Below are 15,001 nucleotides of genomic sequence, written 5' to 3' on the forward strand. Positions count from 1 at the left end.
ACCTTCTTTGCGCGCAAAGAAAGTGACACCCCTCCGCGGTCGCGGAAACGACTCTCCGTGCGCACAAACGAAAACGGCACCCTCGCAGGTGCCGTCTCCATGAACCGCATTACGCGAAACCTCAGAACTTCGCGTCGAACTCCGCCGCATAGCCGGTGTTGACCAGCACCTTCTGCAGCGACTCGGCCACCTTCAGGTTGCCGGCCACGATCTGGTGGGTCTCCGGGCCACGGTTGTCCATGCGGCCCAGGGTCGCGCCCTTGAAGTCGCAGACCTTGCCACCCGCCTCGCGGACCAGCAGCAGGCCGGCGGCGATGTCCCACGCCTTCACGCCGGCTTCGAAGTAGGCGTCGGCGCGGCCGCAGGCCACGTAGGCCAGGTCCAGTGCGGCCGAGCCGGTGCGGCGGATGTCCTCGCCGTGCACCAGCAGGGCGTCAACCGCCTTCAGCTGGGCGCTGGCACGGCTGCGCTCGCGCGGTGCGAAGCCGGTGTGGATCATCGTGCCTTCCAGGTCCTTGCGATCGGCCACGCGGATGCGGCGGTCGTTCAGCACGGCGCCAGCGCCACGGCTTGCGGTGAACAGTTCATTGCGCAGCGGGTCGAAGATGACCGCATCGGTCGGTTCGCCATTCTCGACCAGGGCGATCGACACGCAGTAGTGCGGCACGCCGCGCAGGTAATTGCTGGTGCCGTCCAGCGGGTCGATGACCCACATCTGGCGGCGCTCGCCCTGCACGCCACCTTCTTCGCCGAAGATGCCGTAGTCCGGGTAAGCGCGCTTGAGTTCCTTGACGATGACCTTTTCCGCGTCCGCATCCACTTCGCTGGCGTAGTCCATCCGGCCCTTCTGCACTACGTTCAGTGCCTCGAGCTTGTTGATGTTGCGCAACAGGACGTTGCCGGCGAGGCGGGCGGCCTTGACCATGACGGTGACGGCGGGTTTCTGCATGGCGTGGGCTCCCGGAAAGGCAGAAGAGATGGACTGGCGGGGGAAAAGAGCGGGTCCGGCGCAGTGGCCGGCCGCACAGTTTACCATTGGTCATCGTCCAGCTCGACCTTTTCCCTGTTCATGTCCCAGTTTCCCGCCGCCACCCGCCTCCGATTCGTCCTGGTCGGTACCCAGCACCCCGGCAACATGGGCGCTGCCGCCCGTGCCCTGAAGACCATGGGCCTGGCCCGCCTGGTGCTGGTCGCCCCCGAAAAACCGCTGGACGAGGAGGCTTTCCGCCGCTCGGCCGGTGCCGAAGACGTGCTGGGGGACGCCCCGGTGGTGGCCACCCTGGCCGAGGCCGTGGCCGATTGCCGACTGGTGCTGGGCTGCACCGCCCGTGCCCGCCGCGTCCAGCTGGAGGAGTACCTGCCGGCCGATGCCGCCGCCCGTGCGGTGGCCAAGGCGGGCGAGGGCGCCGAGGTGGCGCTGGTGTTCGGTCGCGAGCGCACCGGGCTGACCAACGAGGAACTGCAGCTCTGCCATGCGGCGGTGCATATTCCATCCGACCCGGCGTTCAGCTCGCTCAACCTGGCAGCCGCGGTGCAGGTGCTGGCCTATGAAACGCGCATGCAGCTGCTGGGCGCGCAGCCGGCCGCCGACGCCGAGCCGGGTTTCCGCGAACAGGCCGCCAGCCATGAGCAGATGGAGAGCTTCTTCGCCCAGCTCGGCGACACCTTGGACGAGATCGATTTCCACAAGGGCCGCGCACCGGAATCAGCGATGCGCAAGTTGCGCCGCCTGTTCCTGCGCAGCGAGCCGAGCGAGCAGGAAGTGCGCCTGTTGCGCGGCATCCTGGCCGACACCCAGCGCATGGCGCGACTGGCACAAGCGGGCAACAAGGACAGCTGACGACGTTCTCATTTTTTCGGGTAGTCTGTCCGGATACCCAGGGGGGATGAAGCCTGTGTCGGGTCTGCGAAGGGCAGTGCAGAGGGGACTGCTGAGCCTGGTCATGATCCTGCTGGCCGGGACGGTGCATGCAGCACCGGACCCGGTGCTGGTGCTGGGCCGGATCAGCGATGATCCCAAGGCCCATTACGAGCAGCTGCAGCCGTTGCTGGACTATGTGGTGGCACGCATGCATGACGTCGGCATCAAGGAGGGGCGGATCCTGATGGCGCGCGACCCGCAGCAGATGGCCAGCTATCTGCGGCGGGGGCGGGTCGACTGGGTCACGGAAACGTCGGGTACGGCGGTGGCACTCGGCCAGCGCAGTGGCGCGCGGCCGTTGTTGCTGACCGAGCGCAATGGTGTGCGTGAGTACCAGACCGTGTTCTTCGTGCGCCGCGACAGTCCGGTCCAGCGCATCCAGGATATGCGTGGGCATCGCCTGGCGTTGCAGAACACGGCGTCCACCAGTGCCTACCTGGTGCCGGTGATGACGCTGCTGCAGGAGGGGCTGGCGCCGCAGATCCTGGCCGGCGTGTGGGACATGCCGGGCCGGGACAGTGTGGGGTATGTGTTCGCGCGCAGCGAGTTGAACATCGCTACGTTCGTGCACAAGGGCGTGGTTGACGTGGGGGCGGTGAGCAGCGTGGACTGGAACGACGAGCGACGGATGCCGGCGGCATTCCGGCGCGACTTCCGCGAGCTGCTGCGCACCAGGCCCTACCCGCGGGCGGTGGAGATGGTGCGCGCCGACCTCGACCCGCGGGTGCGTGACCGGCTGCAGGACGTCCTGCTGCAGGCGGCCAGTGACCCGCAGGCGCAGGGGGCGTTGCATCGGTTTTTCGGTACTTCCGGTTTCCACCGTGTCGATGCGCATGCGCAGCAGCGGCTGGATGAATTGAAACAAGGATTGACGCGCGTGCGGATGGAAGTGGAATGAAGTGGCTCGGCTCGGGAATGCAGGCCCGGTTCCTGCTCGCGATGGGCGGGGCGATGGTCGTGGTGGTGGCGATCCTGGCAGTGTTGCTGGGGCGGCAGGCGGCGATGCAGGGCGAGGTGCGCAACCTCAGTGGTGGCGTCATCCATGAACTGTTCGACCGCAGCGTGCGCAGCCGCGGCGAAGCGATGGCGCGCGAGCTGTCCGACGCGCTGGCCAACCCGTTGTACTACCGCGACCTGGACCAGGTCGGTGCGCTGGTGCGCAGCACCGCACGGCAGCCGGTCGTGCGCTATGTGCTGGTGTTCGACGACCGTGGCCGGCTGGTGCATGACGGCTCGATCGAGGTGTCCGGCTTCGGCCAGCCGATGGCCGACCCGCTCGCTCCCAAGGCCGCGGTGGCGCAGGCGCTGGTGGTGCAGGAATCGCCCAAGGTGCTCGACAACACCATGCCGATCATGGTCGGCAACCAGCGCATCGGCGGCGTCCGCGTCGGCATGGCGCTGGACGAGGTGCAGCAGCGCGAACAGGCAGCCAATGCCACGCTCGGCGAGCGCCTGCAGCAGGTCGGCAGCCGCCACCTGGGCTGGCTGCTGCTGATGCTGGGCCTGCTGGTGGTGATCGGCGTGGCGGTGATCCTGTACGTGCAGCGCACCCTGGTGGCGCCGATCCGGGACCTGGCCGCTGCGGCACGCCGCATCGAGGCTGGCGACTACCAGGCGCCGCTGGCCGAGAACACCCGCAATGACGAGGTCGGCGAGCTGGTGCGCGGCTTTGCCCGGATGCGCGATTCCATCGCCCGCCATGACCGCGAGGTGCGGCGCATGGCCTATACCGATGCGCTGACCGGGTTGACCAACCGGCTGGCGTTCCGGGAAGCACTGGACCATCGCCTGATGGCGGCGCGCGCATCCAATCATCGGCTGGGCCTGCTGTTCGCCGATATCGACGACTTCAAGCGCGTCAACGATACCCTTGGCCATGAGGCCGGTGACGAAGCGCTGTTGCAGTTCGCACAGCGCATCGGGCGCGCGGTTGCCGAAGCGGGAGGCGATGAGGCGCTGCTGGCCCGCTTCGGCGGCGACGAGTTCGTGATCCTGGTCGGCGATGGCGACGTGGCCGCGAACGCCCGGCTGCTGGCCGAGGTGCTGGTGCGCGAACTGGGCAAGCCGCTGGTGGTACAGGGCAGGGAGCTGTTCCTGGGGACCTCGATCGGCGTGACCCTGTTCCCGGACGATGCTGCCGATGCGACCACGCTGCTGAAGAACGGCGACATCGCCATGTACCAGGCGAAGATGGCCGGCAAGAACTGCTACCGCCATTACAGCCGGGCGATGGACCATGCGGTCGAGCGCCGCGTGCACATGGAGCAGGAACTGCGCGGGGCCTGGGAGCGCGGCGAGCTGCGCCTGGCCTACCAGCCGATCTTCCGCATGCGCGACCGCCGCATGGTCGGCGTCGAAGTGCTGCTGCGCTGGCAGCATCCGACCCTGGGTACGATTCCGCCGTCGGTGTTCATCGAAGTGGCCGAGCAGAGCGGGCTGATCGAGATCATCGGCCCGAAGGTGCTGCGTGCGGCCTGCATGGAAGCCTCGCAGTGGCCACGGGGTGCGGGCGGCGACGATCTGTTCGTGTCGGTGAACGTATCACCGCGGCAGCTGCGCGGCGGCGAGCTGCCGGCGCTGGTTGCACAGTGCCTGCATGAGTCCGGGCTACCGGCCTCGCGCCTGCACCTGGAGCTGACCGAAACCGCAGTGATCGGCGACGAGATGGTTGCCGCGCAGCTGCTGGACAAGCTGCACCGCACCGGCGTGAAGGTCTGGCTGGATGATTTCGGAACGGGCTTCTCCGGTCTCAGCCACCTGCGCCAGGTGCCGGTGGACGGCGTGAAGATCGACAAGAGTTTCGTGGCCGACATGCAGCGCGATCCCGACGATCTGGCACTGACCACGGCCATCATCGCCATGGCCCACGCGCTGGGCATCACGGTGGTGGCCGAAGGCATCGAGCAGCAGGCGCAGTTCGAACTGCTGGTGCAGCGCGGCTGCGATCTTGGCCAGGGCTACTGGCTGAGCCACCCGGTGACCGCCACCGAAGTGGTGCGGATGATCGAATCGGGCCTCTGACCGACGGTTGTTGTGTCGGGGTCAGATCCCTTTTCCGCAGGAAAAAGGGATCTGACCCCCTGCGGAATTACAGCGGGCGCTTGCTCGGGTCGCCGGGCAGTTCGCGCACCAGCTTGGGGATCAGGTAGCCGGACAGGCGTGCGGTCAGGCCGGCAATCAGCGCCTTGGCCTGGCTGTCGTCCACTTCGAAGTGGGCCACGCCCTCGACCCGGTCCAGCTGGTGCAGGTAATAGGGCAGCACGCCGGCGGCGAAGCTGCGCTCGCTCAGGTCCTGCAGGGCCTGCACGCTGTCGTTGACCCCGCGCAGCAGGACGGCCTGGTTAAGCAGCTGGGCGCCGACGCCGCGCAGGCGGCTCATCGCAGCGTCCACGCTGGCGTCGAACTCATTGGCATGGTTGGCGTGGACCACGATCGCCAGCGGCCACGGCAGGCTGCCCAGCCAGGCCAGCAGCTCCTCGTCCACGCGCTCCGGCAGCACGATCGGCAGCCGGGTGTGGATGCGCAGGCGGCGGATGTGCGGGATCGCGCGCAGCGCATCGGTCAGCTCGGCCAGCTTGTGCGTGGCCAGTGACAGCGGGTCGCCGCCGGACAGGATGACCTCGTCGATGTCCGGGTCGGCCGCGATGGCCGCTACGGCCTCCTGCCAGCCGCCCTTGGCGGCGTTTTCCGCGGCATAGTCGAAGTGGCGGCGGAAGCAGTAGCGGCAGTTGATCGCGCAACTGCCGGTGGCGACCAGCAGGGCGCGTCCACGGTACTTCTGGATGACGCCGGTGGCCTTCCTGGCGGCACCATCACCCACCGCATCGAAACTGAACCCGGGTGCCGGGCGCATTTCCTCGTCGACGGGGAGCACCTGGCGCAGCAGCGGGTCGGCCGCGTCGCCCACGCGCATGCGCGCCACGAAGCCCTCCGGCACGCGCAGCGCGAACTGGGCAATGGCCGCCTCCGAGACACCCAGCGCGGCCGGGTCCAGCTGCAGCCGGGCCAGCAGGGCGTGCGGGTCGCGCAGCGCCTGGCGCCAGAGCTGCTGCCAGCGCGCGGGCGCGCCTGGCGACTGGGGCCGGGGGAAGGCGGAAAGCTGCATGGAGAGGGGGCCTGCGGTTATCATGGGGGCAGAAAAACAGTCGCCCACCGGCACCCGGTGGGCTTTCCATTCTAACGGCTCGCCGCACCCGCGGCGTTTTTGCCACTCAGGAGTTTACGCATGGCCAGCTACGGCATGAACGACGTCAAGAACGGGATGAAGATCCTGGTCAACAACCAACCGGCCGTCATCATCGACACCGAATACGTCAAGCCGGGCAAGGGCCAGGCCTTCACCCGCGTGAAGTACCGCCTGATCAAGGACGGCCGTACCCAGGAAGTGACCATGAAGTCGACCGACTCGCTGGATGCAGCCGACGTCGTCGATACCGACATGAACTTCATGTACAGCGACGGTGAGTACTGGCACTTCATGGACCCGGAATCCTTCGAGCAGGTCCAGGCCACCAAGGCCGGCATGGGCGGCGCCGAAAAGTGGCTGAAGGGCGAAGAGTCCTGCGTGGTCACCCTGTGGAACGGTGAGCCGATCTTCGTGCAGCCGCCGAACTTCGTCGAACTGAAGATCACCGAAACCGATCCGGGCGTCCGTGGCGACACCTCGGGCGGCGGCGGCAAGCCGGCCACCCTGGAAACCGGCGCCGTGGTCCGCGTGCCGCTGTTCGTCAACCAGGACGAAGTGATCCGCGTCGACACCCGTTCGGGCGAATACTCCGCACGCGTCAAGTAAGGTTCCGGCCATAGGCCGACCTTGCGGTAATGCCGGCCGCTGGCCGGGTACGCGCCAGCACATTCGCGCTGGCGCTCCCATGATCTGCTTCGGCAGATCATGGGCCCCGCTTCACGGGTCTCCAGACCCCGCCGCTTCGCGGCAGCCCCTTACTCAGGGGCGTGTCCCCAGAAGTATCTCGCCGCCCCCACAGCCAGTGAGCCCGCATGAGCGATAGCCCGCACCTCCCCGAAGCCTGCGACCTGCTCATCGAAGCCGGTTACGTCGTTCCGATCGAGCCGCATGCGGTGGTGCTGGAAGACCATGCCGTTGCCGTGCGTGGCAGCGAGATCGTGGCCATCCTGCCGCGTGCCGAGGCGCGCGCACGCTTCCGCGCCACCCAGGTGGTGAGCCGACCCGAGGCTGCGCTGATGCCGGGCCTGGTCAACGCGCACACGCACAACCCGATGACCCTGCTGCGCGGCGTTGCCGACGACCTGCCGCTGATGACCTGGCTGCAGCAGCACATCTGGCCGGTGGAAGCGGCGGTGATCGGCCCCGAATTCGTTGCCGACGGTACCACCCTGGCCATCGCCGAGATGCTGCGCGGCGGCACCACCTGCGCCAACGAGAACTACTTCTTCGGCGACGTGCAGGCCGCGGTCTACAAGAAACACGGTTTCCGCGCGCTGGTGGGCGCGGTCATCATCGATTTCCCCACCGCCTGGGCCAAGAGCGACGACGAGTACTTCGCCAAGGCCGGTGAACTGCACGACCAGTGGCGCAACGATCCGCTGATCGGCACCGCGTTCGCGCCGCATGCGCCTTACACGGTCAATGATGCCAACTTCGAGCGGGTGCGGATGCTGTCCGACCAGCTCGACATGCAGGTGCACCTGCACACCCACGAGACCGCGCAGGAAATCAACGATTCGATCAGGCTGCACGGCCAGCGCCCGCTGGCGCGGCTGGATCGGCTCGGCCTGGTCAACGACCGCCTGATCGCGGTGCACATGACCCAGCTGACCGATGCGGAAATCCACCTGTGCGCCGAACGTGGCGTCAGCGTGGTGCATTGCCCGGAATCCAACCTGAAGCTGGCCTCCGGTTTCTGCCCGGCCTGCGCCCTGCAGCGCGCAGGCGTGAACCTGGCGATCGGTACCGATGGCTGCGCCAGCAACAACGACCTGGACATGTTCAGCGAGAACCGCACCGCGGCGATCCTGGCCAAGGCCGTGGCCGACGACGCCACTGCACTGGACGCGGCAACCACGCTGCGCGCGTCCACGCTGGGTGGCGCACGCGCGCTGGGCTTCGGCGACCGCATCGGCTCGATCGAAGTCGGCAAGCAGGCCGACCTGGTCTGCGTTGATCTGTCCGCGCTGGAAACACAGCCGCTGCACAACGTGCTGTCGCAGCTGGTGTACGCCACCGGCCGCCAGCAGGTCAGCGATGTCTGGATCGCCGGCAAGCCGAAGCTGGTGCAGCGCGAGCTGGTCGGCATGGACCTGCCGGGCATCATCGCCAACGCGCGCCAGTGGCGCGAGCGCATCCGCCATATCCGCGCCTGAACCCTGGCGCCGCAAGGACATCCCCCATGACTGCCCCCCACGCTTCCTCAAATTTCGATCAGGCCGAGCTGGACAAGTTCGCTGCGCTGGCCAACCGCTGGTGGGACGCTGACGGCCCGCAGAAGCCGCTGCATGCGCTGAATCCGGTGCGCCTGCAGTACGTGGCTGACCGCGTGCCGCTGCGCGGCGCCCGCGTGCTCGACATCGGCTGCGGTGGCGGCCTGTTGAGCGAAGCGCTGGCCCAGGCCGGTGCTGACGTCACCGCCATCGACCTGGCCCCGGAGCTGGTCAAGGTCGCGCGCCTGCATGCGCTGGAAAGCGGCGCCCAGGTCGATTACCGGGTGCAGGCGGCCGAGGATCTGGCCGCCGAGCAGCCGGGCAGCTTCGACGTGGTCACCTGCATGGAAATGCTGGAGCACGTGCCGGACCCGGGCGCGATCATCGAGGCCTGCAAGCGCCTGCTGAAGCCGGGCGGCCACCTGTTCCTGTCGACCATCAACCGCACCGCCGCCGCGTTCGCGGTGGCGATCGTCGGCGCCGAGTACGTGGCGCGCCTGCTGCCCAAGGGCACGCACCACTACCAGGAATTCATCAAGCCGGCCGAGCTGGCGCGCTGGCTGCGCGAGGCCGACCTGCAGCTGGTGGATGTCAGCGGCATGGCCTACGAGCCGTGGCGCAACCATGCCCGCCTGAGCAGCCGCACCGACATCAACTACCTGGCCTACGCGGTCAAGCCGGCATGACCGCCGCCCGCTTCCCGCGTGCGGTGCTGTTCGACCTGGACGGCACCCTGCTGGACAGCGCGCCGGACTTCGTCGCCACCTGCAACGCGATGCTGGCCGAGCGTGGTCGTGCGCCGATCGATCCGGCGGTGCTGCGCCCGGTGGTATCCAAGGGCTCGCGCGCGATGGTCGGGGCCGCTTTCCCGGACCTGGATGCCGCTGCGCGAGATGCACTGATTCCGGAATTCCTGCAGCGCTACGAAGCGCTGATCGGCCAACACGCGGTGCTGTTCGATGGCGTGGCCGGCATGCTTGCCGCGCTGGATGACGCCGGCACCGTATGGGGCATCGTCACCAACAAGCCCGAGTACCTGGCGCGGCTGATCCTGCCGCAGCACGGCTGGCAGCAGCGCTGCGCAGTGCTGGTCGGCGGTGACAGCCTGGCCGAGCGCAAACCTCACCCGCTGCCGCTGCTGCACGCTGCGCAGGCCATTGGCGTTGCCGCCGAAGACTGCGTGTACGTGGGTGACGACGAGCGCGACATCATCGCCGCGCGGGCCGCGGCCATGCCGTCGGTGGCAGCCCTGTGGGGCTACCGCCTGCACAGCGACGATCCGCTGGCCTGGCAGGCCGACGTGCTGGTCGAGAACGCTGAACTTCTGCAACTGGCCAGTCTCTGGCCGACCCGGCCGGCAGCCCCGGCCCAGCCGTAAGGAATGGTGTAGTGAGCAGTACCGCGCTGGACAGTTTCCTCGACAAGTGGCGCAGCCGTTGGCCGGAATGGTCGGTGGCCGCCCCGTTCGTGGCCGAATCGCAACGCGAGCTTGCAGTGGCGTGGTTCGCGCTGCTGCAGGAGTTCGACGACATGCTCAACACCAGCGGCGATCCGCTGCCGGCCGACGCCAAGCTGGCGTGGTGGGGCGAGGAGCTGCGCAGCTGGGCGGGACATCGCTCGCGCCATCCGCTGGGCAGGCTGCTGGAGCCGGTGCGTGCACCGTGGGCCCAGTTGGCCGAAGCACTTCCAGATCTGGTTGAAGCGCGCACGGTCGCGCTGGATGCGGCCGGCGCCGAGCGCGCGCTGGCGAACTACGCCGAGGCCGTAGCCGCGGTGGAGGCGGCCTTGTTCGCTGACAAGCCGCGCACCGGCGCCGGTCGTGCGGTGCAGCTGCAGACCCTGGCGCAGCGCCTGCAGGACGCTGGCGTGGCGGGTGTGCCGCGCAGCCTGCTGGACGAGGACGCCAGCAATGCCGCACAGCGCTGGGCGCAGCATCTGTTGAAGGGGTGGGGCACCCGCGTGCCCGGCCCGCGCCCGCGCCGTGTGTGGTCCAGCCTGGCGCGTGCGCGGTTGGCGGCACAGGCCGCAGGCAAGCCGATCGAGGCCACCCCGGTGCGCACCCTGCTGCGCGTGTGGTGGGCCGCGCGCGGTTGATCCAACGTACCTGGTAGTGCCGGCCGCTGGCCGGCATCCAGCAGGGCGCGGAAGAGGATGAGGTTGCCGGCCAGCGGCCGGCACTACCGTTACTTGCGCTCCAGCACCAGTAGCGGGTCGATACGGGTCTCGAACCAGTTCATGCCCCAGTGCAGGTGCGGGCCGGTGGCACGGCCGGTGGCGCCGACCGCAGCGATCACCTGGCCCTGTTCAACCCGGTCGCCGACCTTTACGTCGATGCGCGAGAGGTGCAGGAAGTTGGAGCTGACCCCGAAGCCGTGGTCGAGCAGCAACGTGCCGCCGGTCAGGTACAGGTCCGGGCCGGCGAAGGTGACGATGCCGGCGGCCGGTGCTTTCACCGGCGTGCCGGTCGGCACCGCGATGTCCATGCCGGAATGACCGGCACCGGGCTGGCCGTTGTACACGCGGGCATTGCCGAAGCGGCCGCTGATGCGGCCCTGCACCGGCCAGATGAAGGTCTGGGTGAAGTCGGTACGGTCGTCATCGCGGGCGCGTGCGGCGGTCACCTGCGCCTGTTCGCGCTTGATCCGCTCGGCAATCGCCGGCGGCGGGTTGACCGTCTTCGGCGGCACGCCATTGACCCGCTCTGTGGGCCAGTCGCGCGGCGTCACCGCAATGGTCGCGGTCTCGCTGCCACCATCGGGGCGCTGCACCTGCACGCGCAGCGGGCCCTTCTCGTCACGGCCGATGCCGAACACCACGCTGCCGTAGCCGCTCACCCGCAGCTGGCGACCGGCGTACTGCACGCGGCTGCCGGCGGGAACCTTGCCGATCACCAGTGCGCCCTGCGACGCACTGGTCGGGAACACCACGCGGCTGTCGATCAGGCTGCCAATGCCATCCTGCGCCTGCGCCGCGGGTACGGAAAACAGGGGCGCGGCCAGCAGCGACCCGATCAGAAGTGCCGAGCGCATCAGCGGTCGTAGGTCATGCGCTGGCCGGCGGGTTCGCCCACCAGGTTGCTGCCGTCCCACACCAACTGGCCGTTGACCCAGGTGGAGGCGACGCGCGAACGGAAGGTGGTGCCCTCAAACGGCGACCAGCCGCACTTGGACAGCACGTCCTCGCGCTTGACCGTGAACGGCACGTCTTCGACCAGGACCAGATCGGCGAAGTAGCCTTCGCGCAGGAAACCACGTTCTTCCACGTCGAACAGCTGCGCCGGGGCGTGGGCGAACTTCTGCACCACCTGCTCGCGGGTCAGCTTGCCTTCGTGCACGCGCTCCAGCGCGGCCACCAGCGCGTACTGCACCAGTGGCAGGCCGGAGGGGGCCTGCGCGTAGGGCTTCTGCTTCTCTTCCCAGGTGTGCGGCGCGTGGTCGGTAGCCAGCACGTCCAGCACGTCGTCGGCCAGCGCAGCGGTGATCGCCTCGCGGTCGGACACTTCCTTGATGGCTGGGTTGCACTTGATCAGGTTGCCCTTGGTCGCATAGTCCGGGCGCGCGAAGTGCAGGAAGTGCACGCAGGTTTCAGCGGTGATCTGCTTGCGGCTGCCATCGGCGCGGATCAGCGGGCCCTTCTCGAACAGCGCCAGTTCATCGGCGGTGGAGATGTGCAGCACGTGCAGGCGGGTGCCGTGTTTGCGCGCCAGCGACATCGCCAGGCGGGTCGACTTGATGCAGGCTTCGCGCGAGCGGATGTCCGGGTGCATGTCCGGGGTCAGCGCATCGCCGTACTTTTCCTGGAAGGCCTTCAGGTTGGCATCGATCATCGGCGTGTCTTCGCAGTGCGTGATGATCGGGGTCGGGCATTCGCGGAAGATCGCGTCCAGCGTTTCGGGGTTGTCGACCAGCATGTTGCCGGTCGAAGCACCCATGAACACCTTCACGCCCGGCGCCTTCTTCGGGTCCAGCGCACGGATGGCGTCCAGGTTGTCATTGCTGGCGCCGTGGTAGAAGCCGTAGTTGGCCCAGGCGCGGCCGCGCGCGAGCTCGTACTTGGCTTCCAGGATGGTCGAATCCAGCGTCGGCGGGTTGGTGTTGGGCATGTCCATGAAGCTGGTCAGGCCACCGGCCACGGCCGCCGCCGATTCGCTGGCGATGTCGCCCTTGTGGGTCAGGCCCGGTTCGCGGAAGTGCACCTGGTCATCGATCATGCCCGGGAGCAGCCAGCGCCCGGCCGCGTCCACCACCTGCTCGCCGTCGCGCGGCGCCAGCCCGTTGCCGATCTGCGCGATGCGGCCGTTCTCGATGCGCAGGTCGCCGTCGAAGGTGCGGCCTTCGTTGACCATGCGGGCATTGGTGATGAGGGTGGAGGACATGTCAATGTTTTCCTGTGCAACGGCAAGAGGGGGCGTTGGGGGACTCGGGCACGGGGTCGAAGCCGCCGGGATGGAACGGGTGGCAGCGGCCCAGCCTGCGCGCAGCCAGCCAGCTGCCGCGCAGCGGGCCGTGCCGCGAGATCGCGTCCATCGCGTATTCAGAACAGCTCGGCACGAAACGGCAGCGGGGCCCCAGCAAGGGGCTGATGAAGCGCTTGTAGAAGCGCAGCAGGGCGATGAGCAGGCGCGAGATCACCCAGTCATCTTATGCCAGTTGGCATGAAGGCCGCATTTGTGCAGGATGGGCCGTTGGTCGCATGTCGCCGATGGCCTGCGACCGGTACCAGCACCGTCGGGTGCTGACCAGGTTCCGTACCGCGCAAGGCGGTCCGTGTTCGTCGGACTGCCCATTGGGCGCCTTGGCTCCAGGACTGAATGGAGCAGGGTGCCGAGGTTGCTGCTGCGGGTCGGGTAGGCTATAAAGGCCCGCTTTCCCGGGCCCCGGGGAATCCAAGGAAGAGCGTTTCGTGGCTGCTAAAAAAACTGCAAAGAAGGCCGCAACGGCCGCCAAGAAAACCGCCAAGCCTGTTGTGAAGAAGTTGGCGGCAAAGCCCGTTGCCAAGAAGCCGGCGAGCAAGCCGGCGACCAAGGCAGCGTCCTCGCAACCGGCGGCCAGGAAGGCCACCGCAAAGAAAACGCCTGTCAAGGCAACCAAGCCGGTGGCGAAGAAGGCCGCTGCGCCCGCCAAGGCCAAGCCAGCCGCTGCCAGCAAGAAGGCGCCGGTGAAAAAGGCCGTCAGCAAGGCTGCGCCGGTGAAGAAGACCGTCGCCAAGCCGGTGGTCAAGAAGGCAGCAGCCAAGCCGGCGCCGAAGGCGGTGGTGAAGAAGGCTGCAGCCAAGCCGGTCGCCAAGCCGGTCGCCAAGCCGGCGGCAAAGAAGGTCGCTGCGGCCAAGCCGGTCGCCACGCCTGCCGCTGCAAAGAAGGTTGCCAAGAATGTTGCCGCACCGGCCGTAAAGCCGGCCCCGGCCCCAGTAGTGAAGTCCGCACCGAAGCCTGCTGCCAAGCCGGCTCCGGCCAAGCCTGTCCCGGCCAAGACCGTGGCAGTGGCAGCAGCCCAACCGGCCCCCAAGCCGGCCCCGGCCGCCGCTCTTGCCGCTTCGAAGGCCCCGCAATCCAAGAATCCCGTGCCCGTTTCGAAATCGCCTGCCAAAACCGCCGTGAAATCCGATTCCGCCCCGAAGACCGTGTCGCGCCCTGTCGGCAAGGTTGCCGTGGCCGTCGCCGCCCGCTCGGCAGCACCGGCCCCGCGCAGCAAGTACAAGGTGGTCGAATACAAGACCGACGAGGCCACCGGCCGCCCGATCCTGCCGGCTGGCTACAAGCCGTCCTCGGAAGAGGAATACATGAGCCCGCTGCAGCAGGAGTATTTCCGCCAGCGCCTGCAGAACTGGCGCGCGGACCTGGTGGAAGAGTCCAAGCAGACCATCGAGAACCTGCGCGAGGAAGTGCGTGACATCGGCGACGAAGCCGAGCGCGCGACCCGCGAAACCGAGAACTCGCTGGAACTGCGTACCCGCGACCGCTACCGCAAGCTGATCGGCAAGATCGACAGCACCCTGAAGCGCCTGGAAGCGGGCGACTACGGTTACTGCGTCGACACCGGCGAAGAAATCGGCCTGGAGCGCCTGGAGGCGCGCCTGACCGCCGAGCGCACCATCGATGCCCAGGAGCGTTGGGAGCATCTGCAGAAGCAGCAGGGCGACTGATTCCTGATCGTTGTCTGGTCATGCAGAAAACCCGGCTTCGGCCGGGTTTTTTGTTGGGTTCGAGTTGGCTGTGTAGAGCGCCTTCCGGGTATCGGGTGGAGCCTGCGGGTGGGTCCGATGTAGAGCCGAGCCCACGCTCGGCTCAGGCCGAAGCCGGAGGGCAAGGAAGAGCAAAAGCAAAAGCAAAGGCAGCCAAGCATGGCTTGGCTCTATCAGGAACGGTCATGCGTGCGCTCGCGGCTGTTGAGTCCGCCTTGTAGCGAGCCGAGCACCGCAGGGGAATCAGGGGCGAAGAGGCGGCTCTATCCTGTAGAGCCGACTGCTGGTCGGCTGGCTCTCCGCGTCGTCCCCTGATTCACCGAGGAGCACAGGGCACCGGCGCGCAGCGCCGGCTCGCGGATGGCGGCGTGTTTCTTTGGTTACTTTTCTTTTCGCGCGAAAAGAAACGTGACACCCCACCGCGGTCGCGGAAAGAGCCCGCCGGGCATGGCCCGGCGCGTGGGCGCACGGAAATACGCAGCCGAGCATGGGCTCGGCTCT

General features: G+C 67.9%; 14 protein-coding genes. 9 read left to right on the plus strand and 5 right to left on the minus strand.

Translation table 11 applies throughout. The features are described 5' to 3' along the window. Positions 1-121: 121 nt before the first annotated feature. Positions 122-949 carry an inositol monophosphatase family protein gene (locus E5790_RS16590; RefSeq protein ID WP_005417749.1) on the minus strand — a complete coding sequence of 276 codons (828 nt, stop codon included), beginning with the start codon at positions 947-949 and terminating at the stop codon, positions 122-124. A gap of 120 nt (positions 950-1,069) precedes the next feature. Between E5790_RS16590 and E5790_RS16595 the strand changes: the two genes are divergently transcribed. From E5790_RS16595 to E5790_RS16605, 3 genes are all read left to right on the plus strand, one after another. After that, positions 1,070-1,840, plus strand: coding sequence for an RNA methyltransferase (locus E5790_RS16595; protein ID WP_032956141.1), 771 nt, complete (start codon positions 1,070-1,072; stop codon positions 1,838-1,840). 103 nt (positions 1,841-1,943) lie between these two features. Beyond that, positions 1,944-2,819: a phosphate/phosphite/phosphonate ABC transporter substrate-binding protein gene (locus E5790_RS16600; RefSeq protein WP_227864238.1), complete on the plus strand. Its 876-nt coding sequence runs from the start codon at positions 1,944-1,946 to the stop codon at positions 2,817-2,819. After that, positions 2,816-4,942 carry an EAL domain-containing protein gene (locus tag E5790_RS16605; protein WP_014647803.1) on the plus strand — a complete coding sequence of 709 codons (2,127 nt, stop codon included), beginning with the start codon at positions 2,816-2,818 and terminating at the stop codon, positions 4,940-4,942. Before E5790_RS16600 ends, E5790_RS16605 begins: the two co-directional genes overlap by 4 nt. Before the next feature lie 67 nt (positions 4,943-5,009). Here the strand turns inward: E5790_RS16605 and epmB are convergent, their stop codons facing one another. Continuing rightward, positions 5,010-6,050: an EF-P beta-lysylation protein EpmB gene (epmB, locus tag E5790_RS16610; protein WP_087948696.1), complete on the minus strand. Its 1,041-nt coding sequence runs from the start codon at positions 6,048-6,050 to the stop codon at positions 5,010-5,012. 96 nt (positions 6,051-6,146) lie between these two features. Here epmB and efp point away from each other — a divergent pair, with 96 nt between their 5' ends. From efp to E5790_RS16635, 5 genes are all read left to right on the plus strand, one after another. Continuing rightward, entirely contained in the window at positions 6,147-6,713 is a 567-nt protein-coding gene (gene efp / locus E5790_RS16615; RefSeq protein ID WP_005410381.1) for an elongation factor P, read from the plus strand. A 206-nt stretch (positions 6,714-6,919) separates the two neighbouring features. Then, a complete protein-coding gene (locus E5790_RS16620; protein ID WP_111205990.1) occupies positions 6,920-8,263 on the plus strand; it encodes a TRZ/ATZ family hydrolase in 1,344 nt (447 codons plus the stop codon). Between the two features lie 26 nt (positions 8,264-8,289). Next, entirely contained in the window at positions 8,290-9,006 is a 717-nt protein-coding gene (gene ubiG, locus E5790_RS16625; RefSeq protein ID WP_014647800.1) for a bifunctional 2-polyprenyl-6-hydroxyphenol methylase/3-demethylubiquinol 3-O-methyltransferase UbiG, read from the plus strand. Continuing rightward, complete coding sequence (locus E5790_RS16630) at positions 9,003-9,698, plus strand: phosphoglycolate phosphatase (RefSeq protein ID WP_014647799.1); 696 nt, start codon at positions 9,003-9,005, stop codon at positions 9,696-9,698. The genes ubiG and E5790_RS16630 overlap by 4 nt, the downstream gene beginning before the upstream one ends. An 11-nt stretch (positions 9,699-9,709) precedes the next feature. Then, positions 9,710-10,414: a squalene/phytoene synthase family protein gene (locus tag E5790_RS16635; RefSeq protein WP_111205991.1), complete on the plus strand. Its 705-nt coding sequence runs from the start codon at positions 9,710-9,712 to the stop codon at positions 10,412-10,414. Positions 10,415-10,503: 89 nt separating this feature from the next. Here E5790_RS16635 and E5790_RS16640 read toward each other — a convergent pair whose 3' ends face one another. The 3 genes from E5790_RS16640 to yidD are packed head-to-tail and all read right to left on the minus strand — an operon-like array spanning position 10,504 to position 12,951. Then, positions 10,504-11,349: a M23 family metallopeptidase gene (locus tag E5790_RS16640; protein ID WP_153643659.1), complete on the minus strand. Its 846-nt coding sequence runs from the start codon at positions 11,347-11,349 to the stop codon at positions 10,504-10,506. Continuing rightward, a complete protein-coding gene (locus E5790_RS16645; protein WP_014647796.1) occupies positions 11,349-12,695 on the minus strand; it encodes a dihydroorotase in 1,347 nt (448 codons plus the stop codon). The genes E5790_RS16640 and E5790_RS16645 overlap by 1 nt, the downstream gene beginning before the upstream one ends. Before the next feature lies 1 nt (position 12,696). Next, positions 12,697-12,951, minus strand: coding sequence for a membrane protein insertion efficiency factor YidD (gene yidD, locus E5790_RS16650; protein WP_014037867.1), 255 nt, complete (start codon positions 12,949-12,951; stop codon positions 12,697-12,699). A gap of 271 nt (positions 12,952-13,222) precedes the next feature. On the opposite strand from yidD, the gene dksA reads away from it, so the two are divergent. Then, complete coding sequence (gene dksA, locus E5790_RS16655; RefSeq protein WP_111205992.1) at positions 13,223-14,461, plus strand: RNA polymerase-binding protein DksA; 1,239 nt, start codon at positions 13,223-13,225, stop codon at positions 14,459-14,461. Positions 14,462-15,001 lie beyond the last annotated feature (540 nt).

Source organism: Stenotrophomonas sp. PAMC25021 (assembly GCF_004795795.1).
Taxonomy (GTDB): Bacteria; Pseudomonadota; Gammaproteobacteria; order Xanthomonadales; family Xanthomonadaceae; genus Stenotrophomonas; species Stenotrophomonas muris.

What these genes read in the sequence shown, in the direction of transcription:
- E5790_RS16640 (WP_153643659.1), bottom strand. Translation starts at nt 11,349, where the DNA reads ATGCGCTCGGCACTTCTGATCGGGTCGCTGCTGGCCGCGCCCCTGTTT.
- ubiG (WP_014647800.1), top strand. Translation starts at nt 8,290, where the DNA reads ATGACTGCCCCCCACGCTTCCTCAAATTTCGATCAGGCCGAGCTGGAC.
- E5790_RS16605 (WP_014647803.1), top strand. Translation starts at nt 2,816, where the DNA reads ATGAAGTGGCTCGGCTCGGGAATGCAGGCCCGGTTCCTGCTCGCGATG.
- efp (WP_005410381.1), top strand. Translation starts at nt 6,147, where the DNA reads ATGGCCAGCTACGGCATGAACGACGTCAAGAACGGGATGAAGATCCTG.
- E5790_RS16595 (WP_032956141.1), top strand. Translation starts at nt 1,070, where the DNA reads ATGTCCCAGTTTCCCGCCGCCACCCGCCTCCGATTCGTCCTGGTCGGT.
- E5790_RS16630 (WP_014647799.1), top strand. Translation starts at nt 9,003, where the DNA reads ATGACCGCCGCCCGCTTCCCGCGTGCGGTGCTGTTCGACCTGGACGGC.
- E5790_RS16600 (WP_227864238.1), top strand. Translation starts at nt 1,944, where the DNA reads ATGATCCTGCTGGCCGGGACGGTGCATGCAGCACCGGACCCGGTGCTG.
- E5790_RS16620 (WP_111205990.1), top strand. Translation starts at nt 6,920, where the DNA reads ATGAGCGATAGCCCGCACCTCCCCGAAGCCTGCGACCTGCTCATCGAA.
- E5790_RS16645 (WP_014647796.1), bottom strand. Translation starts at nt 12,695, where the DNA reads ATGTCCTCCACCCTCATCACCAATGCCCGCATGGTCAACGAAGGCCGC.
- E5790_RS16590 (WP_005417749.1), bottom strand. Translation starts at nt 949, where the DNA reads ATGCAGAAACCCGCCGTCACCGTCATGGTCAAGGCCGCCCGCCTCGCC.
- epmB (WP_087948696.1), bottom strand. Translation starts at nt 6,050, where the DNA reads ATGATAACCGCAGGCCCCCTCTCCATGCAGCTTTCCGCCTTCCCCCGG.